Source organism: Aminobacter sp. P4_D5, from assembly GCF_056401815.1.
The window spans coordinates 12,999-33,612 of the sequence record NZ_JBFUIP010000057.1; the positions used below are offsets into that span (position 1 = coordinate 12,999).

A 20,614-nucleotide genomic window follows, 5' to 3' on the forward strand; every position below is an offset into this window, starting at 1 on the left:
CCTACAGGCTGCGCGCGATGACGAGACGCTGAATATCCGATGTGCCTTCATATATCTGGCACACGCGGACATCACGATAGATCTTGGCGAGTCCGAACTCTTCGAGATAGCCATAGCCTCCCAATGTCTGCATCGCGCCTGAAACAACGGCCTCAGCGGTCTCCGATGCAAAGAGTTTGGCCATCGAGGCCTGTGTCAGGCAAGAAGCGCCGGTGTCCTTGAGTGACGCAGCCGAGAGAACCAATTGCAGCGCAGCTTCTAGGCGGGTGGCCAGATCGGCCAAGCGGAAACCTACAGCCTGATGCTGAATGATGGGTTTTCCGAAGCTCTTGCGATCCTTGGCGTAGCTCACCGCAACCTCCAGGGCGGCCCGCGCCATGCCGACACTCTGCGCGGCAATGCCGATGCGACCTGCCTCAAGGTTTGCAAGGGCGATGCCATATCCGGCACCTTCAGCGCCCAGTCTCAGCTCATTTTCGATGAACAGGTCTTCGAACCTTATCGCGCAGGTGTCTGACGCGCCTTGCCCTAGCTTGTGTTCGAGCTTGTCGATCCCGTAGCCTGGGCGGTCGGTAGGAACCAGGAAGGCCGAGATGCCCCGTTTTCCCGCGGCCGGTTCCGTAGCCGCATAGACAATTGCCAATCCCGCGATCCGTCCGGACGTAATGAACTGTTTTGCGCCGTTCAGGCGATAGCCGCCATCGACCTTTTCGGCGCGTGTGCGCAACGCCGCCGCGTCCGATCCGGCATCTGCCTCAGTCAAGGCAAAGGCTCCTATCATTCGCCCCGCTATCAGATCCGGCAAGAACCGTTCTTGTTGGGCCGGCGTGCCGTCCTTGATCAGGCTTGAAACGACAAGGCTGTTTTGGATGGACGTTATTGTCGACAGTGCGCCGTCGGCCGCAGCGATCTCCATCAGCGCCAAAGCATAGCTCGTATAGTCCGCACCAGCCCCGCCAAATTCGACCGGCGCGGTCATGCCCATTAGACCAAGCTCTGCCATGCGTTCGAACAGTGCTTGAGGATAACCGCCGTTCTTTTCAAAGCTTACGCTGTGCGGGCGTATTTCGGCTTGAGCGAAATTGCGGACCATGTCGCGGATCGCGACCTGCGTATCGTTGAGTGTCATTTTCGTTAGGTCGCCTTGCTGGCTATAGACTTGGGTGTCGCTGCGAGCAGCGACACGCGCCTTCCAGAATACTCGGCTATTGCGGCCTCCTTGACCGGCCCATAGCCTCGCACCATCTCTGGCAACGTTGCAATTGCCGTCGCCTGTTTGAGGGTCGCTGGATCCAACGACCGACACAATTTGCCGATCGTCTCGAAATACTCTTTCGCGAGCGCTCGTTCCGCGCGCCTTTCAGCCGTCCTGCCAAATGGATCGGCCCAGGTGCCGCGAATGCGCTTGAACTTCGCAAGCAGCTTGAAAGCGACGAAGACCCATGGGCCGAACTTCCGCTTGGCGGGGCGTCCAGTAGTGGGGTCCAGCCGGGATAACAAGGGTGGCGCAAGCCATACCGAAACCCTCTTGGCGCCTGAAAACTGTGCCGCGAAAGATTTTTTGAAGGCGGGGTCCGCGTACAGGCGTGCAACCTCATATTCGTCTTTGTAGGCCATCAGGCGATACGCGTTTTCGGCCACTGCCCGCAGAAACTCTTCACCCTCAGCGCCCATCTCGGCGGCTGCATCGCCAACCTCGCCAACGAGCTGCGCATAGAGGTCGGCATATCGGCTGTCCTGATATGCGATCAGGTCAGCGACCCTACGTGCGATCACGGTTTCGGTTGTTTCGTCGGTGGCCGGCGATGCCTTGGCAAGGCCTGCAACCTCTTCGACCGCGTCGATGTCGATGGCGGCAAAGCGCCCCCAGGCAAATGCGCGCTTGTTGAGATCGACTGCAGCTCCATTCGCTTCGATCGCAGCCTCGAAAGCCCCTGCCGACAACGGTAGTAACCCCTTTTGCCAAGCATAGCCGACGATAAGGGTGTTTGCGGCGACATTGTTGCCAAACAATCCCTCGGCAATGCGCGTTGCGCTAAGAAGAAACCCGCTCTCGCCTGCACGGCCCAGGAGAGTGTCGATCATTCGTTTGGTTGGAAGCGTGGCATCGCGATCGGTCACGATATCGGCGGTGGGCGTTTCGTCGCTATTGAGGACAACAGCGCCGCGTCCGCCCGCGAACTTGCGCAAGGAATCCGCACTGCTTGCGACCAGTGCGTCGGTTCCCAGAAGTAAGTCGGTTTCTCCCGCGCCTATCCGAACGGCATGGATGGGGTGCCCATTTGCTGCGATCCGTACTTGGCTGACCACTGCACCATTCTTTTGAGCAAGGCCTGTGAAGTCGAGGACAGTGGCGCTCAAACCATCCAGATGTGCGGCGGTGGCAAGAAGCGCGCCAGTCGTTAGAACGCCAAGGCCGCCGATACCGGCCACATAGATATTGTAGACTCCCGCAAGAACCACCGGTTCAGGCTCAGGCAGTGCGCCGAAACGATCAGCTTCGAACTCCTTGATCCGGGCTGCATTTGGCTTGCGGATCTGCGGACCGTCAATTTCGACGAAGCTGGGACAAAAACCCTTCACGCAGGAGAAGTCCATATTGCAAGCCGATTGGTTGATCCGGCGTTTCGTGCCTAAGACTGTTGGCAATGGCTCAACCGCAATGCAGTTTGATTGGACCGAGCAATCCCCGCAGCCCTCACAGACGCGGGGATTTATGAAGAGCCTACGGTTGGGGTCAGGAGAAGTCCTGCGCTTGCGTCGGCGGCGCTTTTCAGCGGCGCACGTTTGCTCGTAGACGATGGCGGTAACACCTGGCGTGTCGCGCAGGTCGCGCTGAACCAGGTTCATCTCGTCGCGGTGGTGGATCCGAACGTTGTCCGGTATGGTCGAGCTACGCCATTTTGCTGGATCGTCGCTCACCATTCGCACGTCCGCAACGCCTTCGGCGAGGAGCTGGGCCACGACCCTGAGAGGATTGATCGCCCCCTCCGCTGGCTGGCCGCCTGTCATCGCGACAGCGTCATTGTAGAGAATCTTGAACGTTATGTTTGCCTTTGCCGCCACGGCAGCGCGTACGGATAGCAGACCGCTGTGCTGATAGGTGCCATCGCCCAGATTCTGGAAAATGTGAGTAGTCTCGGAGAAGGGGGCCGCCCCCACCCACTGCATACCCTCTCCACCCATCTGGCTGAACGTATCGGTCTTGAGCTTGGGCTGCGACAACGCCATGACGTGGCATCCAATGCCTCCACCGGAGATCGATCCCGCGGGCGTCTTGGTCGAAGTGTTGTGCGGGCAGCCTGAACAAAAGAAAGGCTTGCGGGCGGGGAATGGCACGACTTCGCCGCGCTGTCTGTCATGCAGCATCCGCTCAAGACGGCTGGCAAGGTTGATTGGTTCCGCGTCATCGAAACGACCGACGAACGCCTGTGCCACCATCGCAGGCGTGAATTCCAAGATGACAGGCAACAGCGCGCGGCCCTGTTCGTCCGTCTTGCCGGTCACGCGGATGCGTTTGCCCACCCGATTGAAGAGCGCCGATTTGATTTGCGCTTCGACAGTCCCGACCTTCTCCTCTACGACGAAAATTTCATCGACATCGCCAGCGAAGGCAAGCAAAGGGTCGCTCGCTAGGGGCCAACTCATCCCCACCTTGTAGATGGAGACGCCGAGCGCGCGCGCCTCCTCCTCACCGATGTCGAGATCAGCAAGAGCTTGCATGAGATCCTGATGGGCTTTGCCGACGGTGACTATGCACAGCCTTTTGACCGGACTTTCGAGTATGGCGCGATCGATCCGGTTGGCCGCAGCCCATCCGATCGCCGCAGGCAAGCGCTCTTCGATCATCCTGCGCTCATACTCCGCGCGCTCGGCTGGCCAAGCTATGCTTGGATCCCAGTTGAGACCGTGCGCGGGAACGAGATCCGACGGTGAGGAAAACTCGGGATAGGCTGGAGGCAACTTGAAGGTTGCCGCGCTCTCCACGACCTCCGCGATCGTTTTCATCGCCACCCAGAGACCTGAAAAGCGCGACATCGCGATGCCCGCCAAGCCAAGCGAAAGAATTTCCGACACGTTGGCCGGTTGCAGCACAGGCATCATCACCGACTGAAAAATGCCGTCGGTCTGGTGCGGAAACATCGACGACTGCGCCGAGTGATCGTCGCCGCCTATCGCAAGTACGCCACCCAGCGGCGACGTGCCAAGCATGTTGGCATTGCGAAAGGCGTCACCGGTGCGGTCGACCCCATTTCCCTTCCCGTACCAGATGCCAAAAACTCCGTCGGCCTTTGTCGGTCCGAAAGCCTTGTGCATCTGGGCACCCCAAAGCGCTGTTGCTGCCAGGTCTTCGTTGAGACCTGGCTGAAACACAACGTCGTGGGCCTTGAGATAATTCGACGCTTTCCAGAGTTGTTGATCGTATGCCCCGATAGGGGAGCCACGATACCCTGAGATGAGCCCTGCCGTTTTGTGACCCCATCGCCGGTCCAGTCGCCTTTGCATCAGCGGCAACCGCACCAAAGCTTGGATGCCGGTCATGAAAGTTGGGCCGGCATCGGCATTGTATATAGAGTCCAAGCTGGTACTGCGGTCGAACTTCACGCCAATCCTCCATTGGATTGGCGATATATGCTCCAAAATCTCGCACAATTCAGACCAATTATGCGAATTTTACTCGCCAGAAATAGCGAAGTTTGCTACCAAATCGAGCCATGATAGCGAACGTTACCAATACGCTGAAGCTCGACAAGCAAGACCTCAAGATCTTGAACGCACTRACTCGCGACGGCAGAATTACTTGGAGTGAGCTGGCCGAGGAAATCGGCCTGTCACTGACGCCAACTCTTCGCCGAGTACGGAGGCTTGAGCAGGATGGGATCATCCGAGGCTACTCGGCCAATCTGGATCAAGCGAAACTCATTGGAGCGATGGGGCTATTCATTTCCATCACTATGGAAAGGCAAGTCGAAGATATTCTTGCCAAATTTGAAACCGCCGTCGCTGGATTACCCGAGGTGACGAGCGGATATCTCATAAGCGGCGGTCATGATTACATGCTGCACGCCTTCGTCCGCGACCTCGATCACTATCGAGAATTGCTGTCTGTGCTGACGCGTATCGATGGCATCGCACATATTCAATCGAGTTTCATCTTAAAGACCTTCGCACGATAGGTCCGCTCTTGAAGGTCTAAAGCCGAAAACTGCTGGTCGCTTCCGGACCCATTGCAGCGTGCCTAGGTGGCCACTTTTGGTGCGGACCTGTCGTTCAGATTCAGCGAAGTCGCGCCACGGTGAGCAAATTCCGCTTGTCGCCCCCCTTCCACGTTCCAAAAAGAGCAACGCGTTAGAGAAGGCGCTGTGGCTGCCTCCCGCTGTACTCATTCCGCCATGCGGATTTGTTTGTTCCACGGTTGAATGACTGTGGGACTCTCAGCCGGCCAGGGCCTAGGAGGCAGACGGGGCGCAGTGCACGCGTCCTCCATGGGGGCACGAACATGACCGAGACCGTTCTTTCCACGCTGTCCGATGGCGTTCTGACACTTGTCCTCAACCGCCCAGACAAGCTCAACGCCTTCACCGAGGAGATGCACCTTGCGCTTCGCGCCGGAATTCAGCGCGCTCATGACGAAGCCGAAATCCGGGCTGTGCTGCTCACCGGTGCCGGACGCGGATTTTCCGCTGGGCAGGACCTGGGCGACCGCAAACCGAGCCCAGACGGCCCGCCCGACCTCGGCTACACCATCGGCACTTTCTACAATCCCACGGTCCGCCTGATCCGTAGCCTGCCCAAACCCGTCGTCTGCGCCGTCAATGGCGTCGCCGCCGGGGCAGGGGCCAGCATTGCCATGGCCTGCGATATCGTTCTGGCTGCCGCGTCGGCGCGTTTTGTGCAGTCCTTCTCGAAAATCGGACTTGGGCCGGATGCCGGCAGCAGCTGGCACCTGGTCCGCCGGCTGGGCGAGGCGCGCGCCATGGCGCTGGCCTTGACGGCAGAACCGCTTTCGGCGCAGCAGGCCGCCGGCTGGGGTCTCATCTGGAAAGCGCTACCGGACGCCGATCTGATGACCGAGGCGCGGTCGCTTGCGGCCTCCCTCGCTGCCGGCCCGACCTTGGGCCTTGGGCTGACCAAGCAACTGATCCAGTGCGCGGCGGAAGGGACTTTCGATGCCCAACTCGATCGCGAGCGCGACAGCCAGCAGGTTGCCGGACGCAGTGCCGACTATGCCGAAGGGGTCGCCGCGTTCCTCGAAAAGCGCAAGCCCGCGTTCCGCGGCTGCTGAGCGGAGACGGATCGCATCTCCGCTTTCGCCCGCAGGGGCAAGACCTTCTGCACTGCGGAACAAATCCTCCACATTAGCTTTGACCTTTCACCCGCATTCGGGGTCTTAGGAGGCGAATGAAACGGAGGACCGGTCATGCAGAAGAAACTTCCCTCGAGGCTCGGAGTCGTGGGCGCGGGCGCAATGGGCGCAGGCATTGCTGAGGTCGCCGCCGCCTGTGGGATTCCCGTGACACTGGTTGACGCAAGGCCGGATGCCGCCACCTCTGCCATCGGCGTGATCATTGGCCGGGCGCGCAAGCGACACGCCGCCGGCAAGCTCGATCAGGAGCAACTCGACCGGCTAGCGGGCGCTCTCACTGCCGCCGAAAACCTCTCCGATCTCGCTGTCTGCGACCTGGTGGTCGAGGCGATCGTCGAGGACCTCGGCGCCAAGCGCGATCTCTTCGCGCAACTCGAGGACATCGTCGCGCCTGACGCCCTGCTCGCAACCAATACGTCTTCGCTGCCCATCGGCGTCGTCGGCTCGGCCTTGCGCCATCCAGAGCGCTTCGCGGGCCTGCATTTCTTCAACCCCGTTCCGCTGATGAAGCTGGTCGAAATCATTCCCGGCCCTGCCACGGCCGTGGCGACGATGGATAGTCTCGACGTTTTCTCGCGGCATATCGGCAAGGAGCCGGTGACCGTCCGCGACACGCCCGGCTTTCTCGTCAACCTTGGCGGTCGCGCGTTTGCGACCGAGGCCTTGGCGATCCTTCAGGAGAACGTCGCCACGCCAGCGCAGATCGACGCCATTATGCGCGACTGTTGCGGCTTCCGCATGGGGCCGTTCGAACTGATGGACCTCACCGGCATGGACGTGAACTTTACCGTCAGCCAGTTCCTGCATCAAAGCCATTTCGCCGATCCGCGCCTGCGCTCGACGCCGCTTCACCGCTACATGCTGGAGACCGGGCAACTCGGCCGTAAGACCGGACGGGGATTCTATTCTTATGCCGAAGGGGCTGCGATCCTGTCGCCCGATACACGTACCGACGTGGCCCCTGCAGCGCAGGTCGTCCTCGCAGAGGACCTCCCTGAACTCGTCGCATTCGCGGCGGTCATAGGGGTGGAAGTCCTGGCGCGGGACGATGGACGCGCTCCGCTACTTGCTTTCCCGCTGGGGGAAGACGTGACGGCCCATGCCTTGCGCCTTGGCCTCGATCCGCTCCGCGTCGTTGCGGTGGATCTCGCCTTCGACACCACCTGTCGCGTAACGCTAATGATCGCCCCGAACGGTGAAGCGGCTCTGCGCGATTCGGTCGCCGCCGCGATCATCGCCAGCGGACGCACTGTCACATCGATCGCCGATTCTACAGGCTTCGTCGCCCAACGGATCGTCGCCATGATCGCCAATCTCGGCTGCGAGATGGCGCAGATGGGCCTTGCCGTACCGCGCGACATCGACAAGGCCATGCGGCTAGGCCTCAACTACCCACTCGGACCGCTGGAATGGGCGGAAAAGCTCGGTGCGCCACGCCTGCTGGCGATCCTGCGCCAGATGCAGGCGCTCAGCGGTGATGACCGCTACCGGCCGAGCCCATGGTTGCGCCGCCGTGCAGGACTCGGCCTCGACAGCTGGGCGATCTAGCTAGACCGCCATCAGGTCGCGTACGGTCTCTTTCAGGATCGGGGCGAGCACGCTGCGCATGTTGGCCTCCGACACGCTGCCGGTCGCGAAGGGAATCGTGATCGCTGCCAACTCGTTGTCGGAAGATATGCCCATCGCCACGGCCCCGACCCCGCGACGCCAGATGTCGCGGGCAAAGGCGAGGCCGCTGTCGTTGATGCTTTGCTGCAGGAGCGCGTTAAAGGCGGTGACGTTGCCGTCGTGGCGGTTGAGCTCCGACCTGATCCTTGTGGCAAGGATCCGGCGTTCCTTCTCTGGCAGGATGCTCAGCATTGCGATCCCCGCAGCTGAGGTTGCGACCGGCATCCGCCCGCCTACGGCAAAGCGGACAGCCAGGAGGTCATCCCCAACAACCACCTGCACAAAGGTCACGTGGAGTTTGTCGAGCACGCACAGGCCAGCCGTTTGCCCGGTCCTTTCGGCCAGCACCTTCAGAAGTGGCGTTGCCCGGTCAATGAGCGCCATGCCCGAAAGCACCGAGTAGCCGAGATTCAGTGTCTTCGGCGTCAACTCATAGGCGCGGCCGCCACCGCTATGGCGCAGATACCCCATCTTCATAGCGGTATAGCAAAGGCGGCTGATGGTTGATGGTGGCATGCCGGTTGCTCGCGCAAGATCGCTGTTTGACATCGACTTCTTCTGCTTCGACAGCACTTCGAACAATTGCATCCCGCGCGCAAACGCCTCGACAAACTGCCTGTCTTCGTAGCTCATCGGTCTCTCCCTTTCTTCCGCACAGCGGAATGCAATTTTGCGTATTGGCATTGCATACCGCGCTCTAAAAATCCAGTGTCCGGCAACGACACGGACCGGCGTCCGGGCCGCCACCGGGAATGCCGGAAGGGGAGGAAGAGAGATGCTCACCGGAGATATGCTGCGCCGCTCGGCAGAACGGTTTCCAGAAAAGGACGCGATCATCTGGCAGGAGAGGGCGATAAGTTACCGCGCGCTCGACCTGGCTGCAAATCGCTTTGCCAACGCTCTGGTCGACATGGGCCTGGGCCAGGGCGGCAAGGTCGCCATAATCAGCCGGAACCGGCTCGAGTACGGCATTGTCTTCTTCGGCGCAGCGCGCTCGGGCGGCGTTATTGTCAATGTCTCGGTGCTCTATACAGCGGAGGACCTGATCTACGTGCTCGACAAGGCCGATGTGGAGATCCTCGTCTACGAGGATATCTTCGCTGCCAAGGTTGAAGAGGCCTGCAAGTCCCTGCCGCGCATCCGCGAGCTCATCGTTCTGGGCGAGCGCCGCTCCGGTGCGCAAGGATTCGATGCGGTGCTGGCCTCGGCCCCCGAAACCTCCCCGGCCGTCGCCATGACGGAAGACGATCCCTTCTGCATGACGTATACGGGCGGCACCACCGGCCGGCCGAAGGGCGTCCTCGCCAGCCACCTCAATCGCGTCATCACCGCCCACACGGTCATGGTGCATGAGAACATCGATGAACGCGATGTCGTGGGCATCGTCACTCCGCTGTTCCATGTGGCGGCGCTCAACATCATGTTCCAGCCAGCGATCCTGGCCGGCGCGACCTGCACATTCCTGAGCAAGTGGGACGTGCAAGAGTTTTCCCGCATGGCGCAGCGTACAGGCATGACCGCCTGTTTTATGGTGCCGACCCAGTCCTCAATGCTGATCTCCGACCCTGCATTCGATGCCGACAACTTCGTCCGATGGGAAAAGCTAGCCTTTGCCGGGGCGCCGATGCCCGACTGGGTGCAGCGCGCCCTGATTGAGAAGCTCCCCGCGCTGGAACTCACTCAGATCTACGGTCAGTCCGAGGTCGGCGTCATCACCGTGCTGGGCCACTGGAACCTGCCCGAGCGGCTCGGTTCGATCGGCAAGCAGGCCTACAATGTCGATCTCGCCTTGGTCGACCCCGACGGCAACCCGGTTAAGCCGGGCGAGGTCGGCGAGCTCGTCTCGCGCGGCGACAACGTCATGCTCGAATATTACAATGAGCCCGAGCAGACCTCGAAGTTTTTCAGGCACGGCTGGGGTTGGACAGGCGATCTCGCCGTGGCCGACGAGCAGGGCTTCATCACCCTCGTCGACCGCTCGAAGGACATGATCATCTCCGGGGGCGAGAACGTGTATCCCAAGGAGATTGAGGACGCGATCTACCAGCTCGACGCCGTCGCCGAGTGCGCGGTCTTCGGCATACCGGACGACAAATGGGGCGAGGTGCCGGCCGCCTATGTCCAGCTCAAGGCAGGCGCAGTTCTGGCCGAAGCCGTACTCGCGGCTCATTGCGAGGCCAAGCTGTCGCGCTTCAAGCGTCCCCGTCTCGTGAAGTTCGTCGAGAGCTTCCCTAAGACCCCCATCGGAAAAATCCAAAAGAACCTGTTGCGCGAACCCTACTGGGCAGACCGGGAGAAAAGAATATGAGCATCGACACCGCCAGCTATCGCCGCCTCAAGTTCGACTGGCCGGACGCGGGTATCCTGCGGATCACGATGGAGAACCCCGGCCGTCTGAACTCGGCCGACGCCATCATGCATGGGGAACTCGTTCGTGTCTGGCGCGACATCGACGCCGCCGAAGATGTGCGCGCGGTCATCATCCGTGGTGCGGGCGAAGCCTTCTCCTCGGGCGGCGATCTCGATCTGGTCAAGGACATGACCGAGAACTTCCACACGCTCACCCGCGTGTGGAAAGAGGCCCGCGACCTCGTCTACAACATCATCAACTGCTCCAAGCCCATCGTCTCGGCCATGCAGGGCCCGGCGGTCGGTGCCGGTCTGGTGGCGGGCCTGCTGGCCGACATCTCCATCGCCACGAAGACGGCCCGCATCATTGACGGCCACACCCGTCTGGGCGTCGCCGCAGGCGATCATGCCGCCATCGTCTGGCCGCTGCTTTGCGGGTTGGCTAAGGCGAAGTACTACCTTTTGCTATGCGAGGCCATTTCGGGCGAGGAGGCCGAGCGCATCGGCCTCATCTCGCTTTGCACCGAGGACCATGAGCTGCACGATAAGGCGCTCGAGGTCGCGCGCAAGCTTGCCAATGGTTCGCCCACGGCGATCCGCTGGACCAAGTATGCGCTCAACAACTGGCTGCGCATGGCCGGGCCGACCTTCGACACCTCACTGGCGTTGGAATTCATGGGCTTCACCGGCCCGGATGCGCGCGAGGGCCTGCAATCGCTGAAGGAGAAGCGTCGCCCGAACTTCTCCGACACTTGTCCTCTCTGAGTGAGCATGATGACGGAAGCCTTCATCTGCGCCGGTGTGCGCACACCCATTGGCCGCTTCGGTGGCGCTCTGGCCACGGTGCGGCCTGACGATATGCTGGGCCTCGTCCTGGCCGAACTGCTCAAGCGCGCGCCCGGCCTCGATGCCACGCAGATAGACGACGTCTTTACCGGCTGCGCCAATCAGGCTGGCGAGGATAATCGCGACGTCGCCCGCATGGGCGTGCTTCTCGGCGGGCTGCCTCAGACGGTGCCCGGAACCACGATCAATCGGCTCTGCGGTTCCGGTCTCGACGCGGTCGGCCTCGCCGCCCGCTCGATCATCTCGGGCGACGCCGATGTCATCATCGCCTCCGGCGTGGAAAGCATGACTCGCGCGCCATTCGTCATGCCCAAGGCTGCCTCGGCCTTCTCGCGCACGGCGGAAATCCACGACACCACGATCGGCTGGCGTTTCGTCAATGCTGTCATCAAGCGGCAGTACGGCATCGATTCCATGCCGGAGACCGCCGAGAACGTGGCGGAGCGCTTCAAGATCAGCCGGGAGGACCAGGACGCCTTCGCGCTGCGCAGCCAGCTTCGCACAGTGGCCGCTCAGGCTGCCGGCGCCTTCGACGGCGAAATCATCCCCGTCGCCATCCCTCAGCGCAAGGGCGATCCTCTCGTCGTCGCGCAGGACGAGCACCCCCGGGCGACCAGTCTTGACAAGCTCGCAGCACTGCCCACCCCGTTTCGTCAGGGCGGTTCGGTCACCGCAGGCAATGCCAGCGGCGTCAACGATGGCGCGGCGGCGATCCTGGTCGCCTCGGCCGACGCGGTGAAGCGTTTTGGCCTTACCCCGCTTGCCCGCGTCACCGGCATGGCCACCGCCGGCGTGGAGCCCGCGATCATGGGCATCGGGCCGGTTCCGGCCAGCCGCAAGCTCATGGCGCGGCTTGGTTTGTCCATCGCCGATTTCGATCGCATCGAACTGAACGAGGCCTTTGCAGCCCAGGCCCTCGCCTGCCTCCGCGAATTTGGCCTGCCTGACGACGCCGAGCAGGTGAACCCCAACGGTGGCGCCATCGCGCTCGGCCACCCCTTGGGTATGTCCGGCACGCGCCTCGCGCTCACCGCCGCACTGGCCGTCGCCCGTGCTGGCAAGGGCCGTGCACTCTGCACTATGTGCATCGGCGTCGGTCAGGGCATTGCTTTGACGCTGGAGGCAGCATGACCGAACAGGACCTAGTCCTTGTCGAACGGCAGGACAACCTCGCCATCGTCCGGCTCAACCGGCCCGACGTCCTCAACGCTCTTAGCATGCCGCTGCGTCGCCGCCTGGCCGAGATTTTCGAGGGCTTCACCTCCGACGTCGATCTGCGCGCCATCGTCCTGACGGGCGATGACCGTGCCTTCGCCGCCGGGGCCGACATAGCGGACATGGCGCAGATTGGCACCGTAGATATGTATCTACGCCACAACGAGCGGCTTTGGGGGGCGATCGCCAACTGCCCGCAGCCGTTGATCGCCGCGGTCAACGGCTATGCTCTTGGCGGCGGCATGGAACTCGCCATGCATGCCGACATTATCGTCGCGGGTCGCTCCGCCAAGTTTGGCCAGCCCGAGGTCAAGGTCGGCATCATGCCCGGAGCGGGCGGTACCCAGCGGCTGACCCGCGCGGTCGGCAAGTTCAAGGCCATGAAGCTGTGCCTGACCGGCGAGACCATCGCGGCCCAAGAAGCCTACGCCATGGGTCTGGTCAGTGATCTCGTCGAAGACGACCAGGTCTTTACCCACGCGCTCGGGCTGGCCCGGAGTATCGCAGCCTTGCCGCCCATCGCGGTCAAGCAGGTCAAGGAGGTCATCTTGCACGGGCAGGATGCCTCTCTCGGTGCTGCGCTGACGATGGAGCGCAAGGCGCTGCAGATTCTGTTTTCAACCGCCGACAAGAACGAGGGCATGGCCGCTTTCCTGGAAAAGCGCAAACCCTCTTATACCGGTTGCTGACCCCCCAGGAGGTACATGATGGACCTTGGCATTTCGGGCAAGACGGCCCTTATCCTTGGCGGAAGCAAGGGGCTTGCCCGCTCTTGCGCCGAGCATCTGGCGCAGGCTGGCGTCCGCGTCGTGATCAACGGGCGCGACGCAGACACAGGCCAGGCCGCCGCCAAGGCCCTCGGCAACGGCGCGATCTTCCTGCAGGGCGATGTCTCGCAACCCGGCATGGTCGATGAGGTGATAGCCGCTGCCGAAGCTCAGGCGGGGCGCATCTCGATCCTGGTGACCAATGCCGGCGGTCCTCCGCCCGGCCTCTTCACCGACCACGATATTGACGTCTGGCGCCGTGCGCTCGAGGTCAACATGCTGTCGGCCGTCAGCGCCGCCCAGCGGGTCCTGCCTGGCATGCTGGCGGACGGCTTCGGCCGCATCGTCAACATCACCTCCTTTGCGGTGAAGGAGCCCTACCCTAACATGGCGCTCGCTAACTCCATTCGCGCGGGTCTCACCGGCGCAATGGCGACGCTGGCGCGCGAGGTGGTGGACCGGGGCGTGACGGTGAACAACGTCCTGCCCGGGCTGATGGCCACCGGCGCGCTCGACCGGGTGATCCGTGCCCGCGCCGCTCGCGACGGCATCAGCGAGGCGGAGGTCGTCACTTCGATGGCCAGTTCCGTGCCGGCCAAGCGGCTTGGCGAGGCCGACGATTTCGGCCCGATCTGCGCATTCCTGTGCTCGCGCCACGCCAACTACATCACCGGACAGAACATCGCTGTCGACGGCGGCCTGGTCCGTTCGCTGCTCTAATGTATTCCGCACTGCGGAACGAAAGTCTGCAATGCGGCTGTGACTAAGTGCTGCCAGCACCCTAGAGTGGCGGCACTGAAATGGGAGGAAATTTCATGAAAAGACTTATGTTGTCCGTCGCGCTCGCGGCGGCCTGGGCCGGCACTGCGCATGCGGATATGTCCGGCGGCGGCGTCAAGATCGGCGTGCTGACGGACCAGAGCGGGGTCTTCTCCTCGCTCGCCGGTCAGGGCTCGGTCGTTGCCGCGAAAATGGCGATCGAAGACTTCGGTGACAAGCTCGGTGTACCGGTCGAACTTCTCAGTGCCGACCACCAAAATAAGGCTGATGTCGGCACGCAGATCGCCCGGCAATGGTACGATGTCGAGGGCGTAGACCTCATCGTCGATGTGCCAAATTCGTCAGTGGTTCTGGCCGTTCAGGGCCTCGCCCGCGAAAAGAACCGCGTGCTGATCGCCTCGGGCGCAGGCACCGCCAGCCTCACCAACGAATTCTGCTCGCCGAACGGCATCCACTGGACTTGGGACACCTACTCCGTCGCCGTTTCCACCGGCAAGGCGATGGTGGAACAGGGCGGCAATCGCTGGTTCTTTCTGACCGCCGACTACGCCTTCGGCCACACCATGCAGAAAGACGTCTCGGCGGTGGTCAAGGCGTCGGGCGCCGAGGTGGTTGGCAACGTGGTCGCGCCGCTCAACACGGCCGATTTCTCGTCCTATTTGCTTCAGGCTCCGGCTGCGAACGCCAATGTCATTGCGTTGGCCAATGGCGGCACGGACACGATCAATTCGCTGAAGCAGGCGCAGGAATTTGGTCTGACCCAGCAAGCGCGCATCGCCGGTCTGGCGATCTTCCTGACCGATGTGCATTCTATCGGTCTCGAAGCCGCGCAGGGGCTCTTCCTCACGACCGGCTTCTATTGGGACCGGACCGATGAAAGCCGCGCGTGGTCCAAGCGCTTCTTTGAGCGTCACGGTGCCATGCCCACCATGTCGCAGGCGGGCGTCTACTCCGCTGTCACCCATTATCTCAACGCTATCGCCAAGATCGGCGACGATAGTGCGGGCCCCGTGATCGCCCAGATGAAGGCCACCCCGGTCAACGACTTCTTCGCTCAGAACGGCGTGATCCGCGACGATGGCCGCATGGTCCACGACATGTATCTCGCACAGGTGAAGTCACCTGCAGAATCGACCGGGCCCTGGGACTACTACAAGATCCTCAGCACCGTGGCCGGTGACGAGGCGTTCCGCCCCCTATCGGAAAGCGCCTGCCCGCTGGTCGCGAAATAAGCCAAAGCAAGACGAGATGGTGCGCGGGACCCGGTCTGGGGTCCCGCCAATGCAAGGGGCGTTGAATGGCTGATGATATGGTTCTGAGTGCGTCGGGCCTGGTGATGGAATTCAAGGGCTTCCGCGCGGTCGACGGCGTGAACCTCGACATCGCTCGCGGCACGATTCATGCGCTCATCGGCCCGAACGGTGCGGGAAAATCCACCTGCTTCAACCTGTTGACAAAGGTGCTGACCCCCACTGAAGGAAACATCCGCTTCGAGGGGCGAGACATCACCGGCCTCAGCCCCGCCAATGTCAGCCGTTTGGGCATCGTCCGTTCGTTCCAGATCTCTGCTGTCTTCGGCTCGATGACTTCGCTTGAGAATGTCCGGACTGCCCTGCAGCGGCGGCGGCATGGGGATTCATGGGATTTCTGGCGTTCCGACCGGGCGCTCGGATGTCTCCATGATGAGGCGATGGAACTGCTCTCCTCCGTCGGCATGGCTGACTATGCCGGGCATGTCGCCGACGACCTGCCTTATGGCCGCAAGCGGGCACTGGAAATCGCCACCACGCTGGCGCTGGAGCCGCGCGTATTGCTGCTGGACGAGCCCATGGCCGGGATGACGCAGGAAGACGTCGCTCGCATCTCCGCCCTCATCCGCAAGGTCGCTGTCGGGCGCACCGTGGTGATGGTGGAACACAATCTCTCGGTCGTGGCCGACCTCTCCGACCGCATCACTGTCCTCGCGCGCGGCAAGGTCCTCGCCGAAGGCGTCTATTCCGATGTCTCGCGCGATCCGCGCGTCATCGAGGCCTATATTGGTGTGCCCCATGCCTGAGACATCCGCCATCTCCATGTTGCAGGTTCGTAGTCTCGAAGCTTGGTACGGGGAGAGCCATGTCCTGCACGGAGTGGATTTCGACGTGCACCAAGGCGAGGTCGTGACCCTGCTCGGCCGCAACGGCGCAGGGAAAAGCACCACGCTCAAGGCCATCATGGGCATACTCAAACGCAAGCGCGGTTCGATCAAGTTCCGCGGTCTGGAACTCTGCGGCGCGCAGTCGCGTCAGATCGCGCGTGCAGGCATCGCTTTCTGCCCCGAGGATCGCGGCATCTACTCCAGCCTCACGGTGGAGGAAAACCTGATGCTGCCCCCGGTGGTGGCTCCAGGGGGCATGTCCGTCGCCGAGATCTACCAGCTTTTCCCGAACCTTGCCGAAAGGCGGCGCAGCCAGGGCACGCGTCTTTCGGGTGGCGAGCAACAGATGCTTGCTATCGGGCGCATTCTGCGCACGGGCGCGCGTCTCCTGCTGCTCGACGAGCCGACCGAGGGCCTTGCTCCTGTCATCGTCCAGCAGATCGGCGCGATGATCCGCAAACTCAAGGAAGGCGGTTACACCGTCATTTTGGTCGAGCAGAATTTCCACTTCGCGGCCACGGTGGCCGACCGGCACTACGTGATGGATCACGGCACTATCGTCGACATGATGTCGAATACCGACATCGCCGCGCATGCCGAAAAGCTGAACAGCTATCTCGGGGTCTGAGGAGGAATCATGCTCATTTTCGGGATACCGCTGCAATTGTTCTCCACCCAGATCATGCTGGGTTTGATCAACGGCGCCTTCTACGCGATCCTCAGCCTCGGGCTGGCGATTATCTTCGGGCTGCTGAACATCGTGAACTTCGCCCACGGCGCATTCTACATGCTTGGCGCCTTCGGTGCGCTCCTGCTGCTCGACTACTTCGGGATCAACTACTGGACGGCGCTTGTCCTTGTGCCGCTGGGCATCGGGCTTGTCGGCTGCGTCATAGAGCGTTTCATCCTGCGCTGGATCTACGATCTCGACCATCTCTACGGGATGATCCTGACATTCGGCATGGGGCTCGTCATGGTCGGTGTATTTCGCAACCTTTACGGCGCGACCGGCCTTGCCTATTCCTTGCCGCCGGGGCTCCAGGGCGGCTATAATCTCGGCTTTATGTATCTGCCCGCGTCGCGCGCCTTCGTGATCGTCGCCTCGGTCATCGTGTGCCTGGCTACATGGATCGCAATCGAGAAGACGCGCGTCGGCTCATGGCTGCGCGCGGCGACCGAAAAGCCGCAGCTGACCGAGGCCTTCGGCATCAACGTGCCGCTGCTCATCACGCTGACCTATGGCTTCGGTGTAGCGTTGGCCGGCTTCGCTGGCGTGCTGGCGGCGCCGATCTTCTCGGTCAACCCGATGATGGGCAGCGATCTCATCATTGTCGTCTTCGCCGTAGTGGTGATCGGCGGCATGGGCTCGATTTCGGGCGCGATCCTGACAGGCTTCATGCTCGGATTTGTCGAAGGTCTGACCAAGGTTTTCTGGCCACAGGCTTCGTCTACGGTGATCTTCGTCATTATGGCCATCGTGCTGCTGGTCCGTCCGGCGGGCCTCTTCGGAAAGCAGGATTGACATGTCGGCCACGCAAGCCATCGCAACGCCCCTAATGCACGCCGCCGCACCGCTCGGCATGTCGCGTACGCATCGGCTTCTCATGCTGCTGCTCGTGGCGATCGTCGTCATCGCTCCCTTGGCCKTCTACCCGCTCTTCGTGGTCAAGGTGCTGTGCTTCGCGCTCTTCGCATTGTCGCTGAACCTCATGCTGGGCAATCTCGGGCTGCTGTCCTTTGGCCATGCCGCCTATTTCGGTCTTTCCTCCTACGCGGCAGCCCACGCGGCGAAAATCTGGGGGTTCACGCCCGAACTCGCCATTCTCTTCGGCGTCCTGGTGGCGCTGGGGCTGGGGGCGGTGATCGGCGCGCTCGCCGTGCGGAGGAGGGGCATCTATTTCGCCATGGTCACGCTCGCCTTCGCGCAGATGGTCTACTTCTTCAGCCTGCAGGCTCCATTCACCGGCGGCGAGGACGGCATCCAGCAGGTTCCACGCGGGGATCTCTTTGGCGTGTTCTCGTTGCGCGACGACAGGGCCTTGTACGCGCTCGTGGCAGCCGTCTTCATCCTCGCCGTGCTCGCGCTCTACCGGATCACCTATTCTCCGTTTGGCCAGACCCTGCGCGCCATTCGCGACAACGAGGCCCGGGCTGTCTCGCTGGGGTATCGGGTGAACGGCTACAAGTGGCTGGCCTTCGTCCTTGGAGCGGGCTTTGCAGGTCTAGCCGGCGCGATGAAGGCTGTTGCGTTCCAACTTGCGAGCCTCACCGACGTCTACTGGGGCATGTCTGGTGAGGTTGTACTTATGGCGCTGATAGGCGGCATGGGCACGTTCTTCGGTCCAATCGTTGGCGCAGGCCTGGTCGTCTGGATGCAGAATGAGCTGGCCGGCTTCGGCGCCTGGGTGACCATCGTGCAGGGGCTCGTGTTCATGCTCTGCATCCTGGCCTTCCGAAAGGGCATTCTCGGTGCGCTGGGGCAGCTTCTGGGGCGCAAGCTCTAGAGCTCTTGGAGCGGGTTCGTCGTCAACATGACTGCATGCAGGACCCGCAACAATAGTGGACCAATGTCCGCTTTGAGGCCAGTTCGACCACAAGCCGACAGCCTGCTTGTGATGCGGTTGTCTAATCGAAGTTGGGACGTCAAGCGTGAAGTTTGTTGAGACGACGCTGCCGGGCGCATGGTTGTCTTCGCGGTCGAAAGAGATCGCCGCATGATGGAGCTTCGCGGGACGAGCCTTCAATGTGGACGACGCACTTGCTGAGACAGCGGCATACCTACCTGCCTACTCAGAACCTGACGCTGAGATCGAGCTTGGCGCCGTTGTCGGAAACGCCCGAGCCGAACTGCCCAGTATAGGAAATACCAAGCTTGGCCATAGGCGTGACGTCGAAATCGAGGCCGGCTTCGAGGACCGCGGCATCCCTTGCGATTGGCACGCCGGCGATGGTGAAGGCATTGCTGCCGGCAAAGGCCAGGGTGGACAGCGGCGTCACATTGCCAAAGGCGTGACGCCAGCCGATCATGCCGCGGGCGGTTGCGTCGATGGTGCCGAGCGCGAAATCGCCCGAGGCGCGGATACCGAGCGTGGTGAAGGTCGCATCGGTGTTCGAGCTGGTCTGCGAGAGTGCTGCCGATCCGCCGGTCTCGCTGAACGCGTCGGTGCGGACATTGACATAAGCGAGGTTGGCGAAGGGCTCGAAGGCCGCTGCCGCCGTGTCGATGCGGTAGCCGGCCTCGCCGAAGATCTGTGCCGTGGCGCCATCATAGTCGGCCGACAGCACCTCGGACAGGCCGGGGAAGTTGACAGCGCGACGGGTCTCGACGCTGTTCCAGCTATAGGCCGCCCCGGTGCGCAGCGACACAGCCCCCCATTGGCTGCCGCCATAGGCGCCGAGATAGTAGCTGGTGGCATTGCCGGAAGAAGCGCGGTCATCGACATCAAAGGACGAGTGGCTGAAGCCGGTCATCAAGCCGACGCGCCAGGCATCGGAGACCAGGACATCGGCACCCAGCAAAAGCCCGCCGATGGAGCGGTCGAAGGCGGCGGCATTGCCGTCGCTGTCTGTGTCGCCCCACGAGCCAAAAGCATTGCCCCAGACCGCAAAGCGATCGGTATCCGCCGCGACGAGTTCGGCCCCACCCTCGCCATAGGCCAGAACTGGCGCGGGCGCGGCACCAATGCCGTCGAACGCAGCACGGATGCGGTCGGTCGCCGCATCGCGGACAAAGCGGCTGTCTTGGAGCAGCATGCCCTTGGCCGAGGCGTGGATTTCACCCGAAAGCTGGTTGAAGGCATAGACCGCGGCCGCGGCACTCGCCTGCGAAACGACAAGGTCGTAGAGCGTGTTGCCCTGACCGACGTCTTCGACACCAGCCGCGCTTGCGCATTCGTTGCCGCCGAAGCCGTCGAGGCAGAAGGCGACGCCGTTGCGGACGGCGCTGAGATAGACGTTGCTGGCGTCATAGCCGAGCGACACGTCCACATAGGGCAGACCTTCGGACAGCGCGGCAAAGGTGCCGCTGACGCCGCCGGTCGCAGTGAGGATCGTCCACTGGCGGCCCGGCAGATAGACGCCGCCCACGTCGGGGATAGCCACCATGCCGCCAACCAGCGTCGCGCTTCCGGTGGTGATGAATTTGTCGGCCTGTCCCAGGGCATTGACGTCGATCGCCAGGACCGATCCCGCTTCGAACCGCGCATTGCCGCCGGTCTGGCTGACGACATCGCCAACCACGCTATTGGCCATGGTGAGCGCGCCGCGATTGACGAAACTGGCCATGTTGTCAAACAGGGTCGACACTGGCACGGCGCCATTGGCGCCGCCGATGATTGCGCCATTGACGCTGTTGGTCAGCGTGCCGCCACCGAAGTGGTTTTCGCCGCCCGCCGTGTTCCAGGCTGCGTTGTTGGTCATCGTATTGGCGCCCACGCCGAAGTCGACCGTGCCGATGATGCCACCGGCATTGGTCAGTGCCACCGG

17 protein-coding genes are annotated in these 20,614 nt (G+C 62.2%); 13 read left to right on the forward strand and 4 right to left on the reverse strand.

The window, feature by feature from the left end:
* Position 1: 1 nt before the first annotated feature.
* Positions 2 to 1,129 (reverse strand): acyl-CoA dehydrogenase family protein, encoded by a 1,128-nt coding sequence (locus AC1DWF_RS14545; RefSeq protein WP_476785699.1) that lies wholly within the window; start codon positions 1,127 to 1,129, stop codon positions 2 to 4.
* 5 nt (positions 1,130 to 1,134) lie between these two features.
* Positions 1,135 to 4,605: an indolepyruvate ferredoxin oxidoreductase family protein gene (locus AC1DWF_RS14550; protein WP_476788671.1), complete on the reverse strand. Its 3,471-nt coding sequence runs from the start codon at positions 4,603 to 4,605 to the stop codon at positions 1,135 to 1,137.
* A 110-nt stretch (positions 4,606 to 4,715) separates the two neighbouring features.
* Here AC1DWF_RS14550 and AC1DWF_RS14555 point away from each other — a divergent pair, with 110 nt between their 5' ends.
* From AC1DWF_RS14555 to AC1DWF_RS14565, 3 genes are all read left to right on the forward strand, one after another.
* Positions 4,716 to 5,177, forward strand: coding sequence for an Lrp/AsnC family transcriptional regulator (locus AC1DWF_RS14555; protein ID WP_476786031.1), 462 nt, complete (start codon positions 4,716 to 4,718; stop codon positions 5,175 to 5,177).
* A 323-nt stretch (positions 5,178 to 5,500) separates the two neighbouring features.
* Positions 5,501 to 6,286, forward strand: a complete 786-nt coding sequence (gene paaG, locus AC1DWF_RS14560; protein WP_476786032.1) for a 2-(1,2-epoxy-1,2-dihydrophenyl)acetyl-CoA isomerase PaaG — start codon at positions 5,501 to 5,503, stop codon at positions 6,284 to 6,286.
* A gap of 135 nt (positions 6,287 to 6,421) precedes the next feature.
* Positions 6,422 to 7,915: a 3-hydroxyacyl-CoA dehydrogenase gene (locus AC1DWF_RS14565; RefSeq protein WP_476788672.1), complete on the forward strand. Its 1,494-nt coding sequence runs from the start codon at positions 6,422 to 6,424 to the stop codon at positions 7,913 to 7,915.
* Here the strand turns inward: AC1DWF_RS14565 and AC1DWF_RS14570 are convergent, their stop codons facing one another.
* Positions 7,916 to 8,818: an IclR family transcriptional regulator gene (locus AC1DWF_RS14570; protein ID WP_476804473.1), complete on the reverse strand. Its 903-nt coding sequence runs from the start codon at positions 8,816 to 8,818 to the stop codon at positions 7,916 to 7,918.
* Here AC1DWF_RS14570 and AC1DWF_RS14575 point away from each other — a divergent pair.
* The 10 genes from AC1DWF_RS14575 (at position 8,811) to AC1DWF_RS14620 (ending at position 18,633) form a co-directional block, all read left to right on the forward strand.
* Positions 8,811 to 10,343 (forward strand): class I adenylate-forming enzyme family protein, encoded by a 1,533-nt coding sequence (locus tag AC1DWF_RS14575; RefSeq protein ID WP_476788674.1) that lies wholly within the window; start codon positions 8,811 to 8,813, stop codon positions 10,341 to 10,343. The genes AC1DWF_RS14570 and AC1DWF_RS14575 overlap by 8 nt on opposite strands.
* Positions 10,340 to 11,149 carry an enoyl-CoA hydratase/isomerase family protein gene (locus AC1DWF_RS14580; protein WP_476788675.1) on the forward strand — a complete coding sequence of 270 codons (810 nt, stop codon included), beginning with the start codon at positions 10,340 to 10,342 and terminating at the stop codon, positions 11,147 to 11,149. Before AC1DWF_RS14575 ends, AC1DWF_RS14580 begins: the two co-directional genes overlap by 4 nt.
* Before the next feature lie 9 nt (positions 11,150 to 11,158).
* Positions 11,159 to 12,361 carry a 3-oxoadipyl-CoA thiolase gene (pcaF, locus tag AC1DWF_RS14585; protein WP_476783685.1) on the forward strand — a complete coding sequence of 401 codons (1,203 nt, stop codon included), beginning with the start codon at positions 11,159 to 11,161 and terminating at the stop codon, positions 12,359 to 12,361.
* Positions 12,358 to 13,134: an enoyl-CoA hydratase-related protein gene (locus tag AC1DWF_RS14590; RefSeq protein ID WP_476783679.1), complete on the forward strand. Its 777-nt coding sequence runs from the start codon at positions 12,358 to 12,360 to the stop codon at positions 13,132 to 13,134. The genes pcaF and AC1DWF_RS14590 overlap by 4 nt, the downstream gene beginning before the upstream one ends.
* A 15-nt stretch (positions 13,135 to 13,149) precedes the next feature.
* On the forward strand, positions 13,150 to 13,932 hold the full coding sequence (locus tag AC1DWF_RS14595) for an SDR family oxidoreductase (protein ID WP_476788676.1): 783 nt from the start codon (positions 13,150 to 13,152) through the stop codon (positions 13,930 to 13,932).
* A gap of 95 nt (positions 13,933 to 14,027) precedes the next feature.
* The gene (locus AC1DWF_RS14600; protein WP_476783681.1) at positions 14,028 to 15,224 is read left to right on the forward strand and encodes an ABC transporter substrate-binding protein; all 1,197 of its coding nucleotides are present in this window, start codon (positions 14,028 to 14,030) and stop codon (positions 15,222 to 15,224) included.
* 65 nt (positions 15,225 to 15,289) lie between these two features.
* A complete protein-coding gene (locus AC1DWF_RS14605) occupies positions 15,290 to 16,048 on the forward strand; it encodes an ABC transporter ATP-binding protein (RefSeq protein WP_476783682.1) in 759 nt (252 codons plus the stop codon).
* Entirely contained in the window at positions 16,041 to 16,757 is a 717-nt protein-coding gene (locus AC1DWF_RS14610; RefSeq protein WP_476783683.1) for an ABC transporter ATP-binding protein, read from the forward strand. The genes AC1DWF_RS14605 and AC1DWF_RS14610 overlap by 8 nt, the downstream gene beginning before the upstream one ends.
* Positions 16,758 to 16,763: 6 nt before the next feature.
* Positions 16,764 to 17,651, forward strand: coding sequence for a branched-chain amino acid ABC transporter permease (locus AC1DWF_RS14615; RefSeq protein ID WP_476783686.1), 888 nt, complete (start codon positions 16,764 to 16,766; stop codon positions 17,649 to 17,651).
* Between the two features lies 1 nt (position 17,652).
* Positions 17,653 to 18,633: a branched-chain amino acid ABC transporter permease gene (locus tag AC1DWF_RS14620; protein WP_476841792.1), complete on the forward strand. Its 981-nt coding sequence runs from the start codon at positions 17,653 to 17,655 to the stop codon at positions 18,631 to 18,633.
* A 286-nt stretch (positions 18,634 to 18,919) separates the two neighbouring features.
* Here the strand turns inward: AC1DWF_RS14620 and AC1DWF_RS14625 are convergent.
* Positions 18,920 to 20,614 (reverse strand): autotransporter family protein (locus AC1DWF_RS14625; protein ID WP_476841793.1); only part of this gene is annotated, 1,695 nt, incomplete at its 5' end.

Bases quoted from the DNA above. Each gene is read 5' to 3' on its own strand.
- AC1DWF_RS14545 (WP_476785699.1), bottom strand. From the start codon at position 1,129: ATGACACTCAACGATACGCAGGTCGCGATCCGCGACATGGTCCGCAAT.
- paaG (WP_476786032.1), top strand. From the start codon at position 5,501: ATGACCGAGACCGTTCTTTCCACGCTGTCCGATGGCGTTCTGACACTT.
- AC1DWF_RS14565 (WP_476788672.1), top strand. From the start codon at position 6,422: ATGCAGAAGAAACTTCCCTCGAGGCTCGGAGTCGTGGGCGCGGGCGCA.
- AC1DWF_RS14575 (WP_476788674.1), top strand. From the start codon at position 8,811: ATGCTCACCGGAGATATGCTGCGCCGCTCGGCAGAACGGTTTCCAGAA.
- AC1DWF_RS14580 (WP_476788675.1), top strand. From the start codon at position 10,340: ATGAGCATCGACACCGCCAGCTATCGCCGCCTCAAGTTCGACTGGCCG.
- pcaF (WP_476783685.1), top strand. From the start codon at position 11,159: ATGACGGAAGCCTTCATCTGCGCCGGTGTGCGCACACCCATTGGCCGC.
- AC1DWF_RS14590 (WP_476783679.1), top strand. From the start codon at position 12,358: ATGACCGAACAGGACCTAGTCCTTGTCGAACGGCAGGACAACCTCGCC.
- AC1DWF_RS14595 (WP_476788676.1), top strand. From the start codon at position 13,150: ATGATGGACCTTGGCATTTCGGGCAAGACGGCCCTTATCCTTGGCGGA.
- AC1DWF_RS14600 (WP_476783681.1), top strand. From the start codon at position 14,028: ATGAAAAGACTTATGTTGTCCGTCGCGCTCGCGGCGGCCTGGGCCGGC.
- AC1DWF_RS14605 (WP_476783682.1), top strand. From the start codon at position 15,290: ATGGCTGATGATATGGTTCTGAGTGCGTCGGGCCTGGTGATGGAATTC.
- AC1DWF_RS14610 (WP_476783683.1), top strand. From the start codon at position 16,041: ATGCCTGAGACATCCGCCATCTCCATGTTGCAGGTTCGTAGTCTCGAA.